Source organism: Psychrobacillus sp. 05T411, from assembly GCF_056396485.1.
This window is the reverse complement of record NZ_JBFTLO010000060.1, coordinates 1-1,327: the sequence shown is the minus strand read 5'-3', so window position 1 is coordinate 1,327 and position 1,327 is coordinate 1. Positions and strand designations below refer to the sequence as shown.

At 47.1% G+C, this 1,327-nt stretch carries 9 tRNA genes and 2 rRNA genes; all 11 read right to left on the bottom strand.

The features are described 5' to 3' along the window. Positions 1 to 147 precede the first annotated feature (147 nt). Positions 148 to 223: transfer RNA gene (locus AC1DFT_RS20785), tRNA-Ala, on the bottom strand. Between the two features lie 12 nt (positions 224 to 235). Continuing rightward, a tRNA-Pro gene (locus AC1DFT_RS20780) sits at positions 236 to 312 on the bottom strand. A gap of 7 nt (positions 313 to 319) precedes the next feature. Continuing rightward, positions 320 to 396, bottom strand: a tRNA-Arg gene (locus AC1DFT_RS20775). An 18-nt stretch (positions 397 to 414) separates the two neighbouring features. After that, positions 415 to 503, bottom strand: a tRNA-Leu gene (locus tag AC1DFT_RS20770). A 15-nt stretch (positions 504 to 518) separates the two neighbouring features. Further along, positions 519 to 593, bottom strand: a tRNA-Gly gene (locus tag AC1DFT_RS20765). A gap of 17 nt (positions 594 to 610) precedes the next feature. Beyond that, positions 611 to 695, bottom strand: a tRNA-Leu gene (locus AC1DFT_RS20760). 23 nt (positions 696 to 718) lie between these two features. Further along, positions 719 to 791, bottom strand: a tRNA-Lys gene (locus tag AC1DFT_RS20755). Between the two features lie 6 nt (positions 792 to 797). Then, positions 798 to 873 (bottom strand) — tRNA-Thr (locus tag AC1DFT_RS20750). Between the two features lie 14 nt (positions 874 to 887). Then, positions 888 to 963, bottom strand: a tRNA-Val gene (locus tag AC1DFT_RS20745). Positions 964 to 989: 26 nt separating this feature from the next. Further along, positions 990 to 1,105 (bottom strand): 5S ribosomal RNA (gene rrf / locus AC1DFT_RS20740). Between the two features lie 124 nt (positions 1,106 to 1,229). Further along, a 23S ribosomal RNA gene (locus tag AC1DFT_RS20735) occupies positions 1,230 to 1,327 on the bottom strand; the annotation flags it as partial.

Here is a 1,327-nt window from a genome sequence, read left to right as displayed (position 1 = left end):
CTCCATAATAGAGAACTTAAAAAGCTCATGTTGTTTTGCTGGCATCATCATTAAATGATGTCAAAATTGTTTTGCTATCAAGTTAACCGAAGTTAATCTTTCAAGCTATATTTCTTAACGTTTTGCATGTTCAGTTTTCAATGTTCATGGTGGAGCCTAGCGGGATCGAACCGCTGACCTCCTGCGTGCAAGGCAGGCGCTCTCCCAGCTGAGCTAAGGCCCCGAAATTAATAAATGGTCGGGAAGACAGGATTCGAACCTGCGACCCCTTGGTCCCAAACCAAGTGCTCTACCAAGCTGAGCTACTTCCCGTTATATATGGCGCGCCCGGCAGGAGTCGAACCCACAACCTTCTGATCCGTAGTCAGACGCTCTATCCAATTGAGCTACGGGCGCTTATATTTTTCATAAAAGTGGTGCCGAGGACCGGAATCGAACCGGTACGGTAGTCACCTACCGCAGGATTTTAAGTCCTGTGCGTCTGCCAGTTCCGCCACCCCGGCACTTTGATGAATCTTTGGAGCGGAAGACGAGGTTCGAACTCGCGACCCCCACCTTGGCAAGGTGGTGTTCTACCACTGAACTACTTCCGCTCGGTTATTAAATTAAATGGTGCGGGTGAAGGGAGTCGAACCCCCACGCCTTGCGGCGCTAGATCCTAAGTCTAGTGCGTCTGCCAGTTCCGCCACACCCGCATGCATAATTCACATAAAAGTGATGAGCCATGTAGGATTCGAACCTACGACCCTCTGATTAAAAGTCAGATGCTCTACCAACTGAGCTAATGGCTCGTACAATGGTGCCGGAGAAAGGACTTGAACCCTCAACCTACTGATTACAAGTCAGTTGCTCTACCAGTTGAGCTACTCCGGCATTTGGAATAAATATGGTGGAGGATGACGGGCTCGAACCGCCGACCCTCTGCTTGTAAGGCAGATGCTCTCCCAGCTGAGCTAATCCTCCTGGGTATTAAAGTATATTTATTGCAAGCCCAGCGACGTCCTACTCTCACAGGGGGAAACCCCCAACTACCATCGGCGCAAAAGAGCTTAACTTCCGTGTTCGGTATGGGAACGGGTGTGACCTCTTTGCCATCATCACTAGACTTGAATAATCTTTTGAAAGACAAGTTCTATTATAACACTTTCATAGAAAATTGCAACTGTTTTTTAATAAAATTTTATTCTTTCAAAACTGGATAAACGACATTTTCAAACAAATAAATACATTTGGTTAAGTCCTCGATCGATTAGTATTCGTCAGCTGCACGTGTCGCCACGCTTCCACCMCGAACCTATCTACCTCATCGTCTTTGAGGGATCTTACT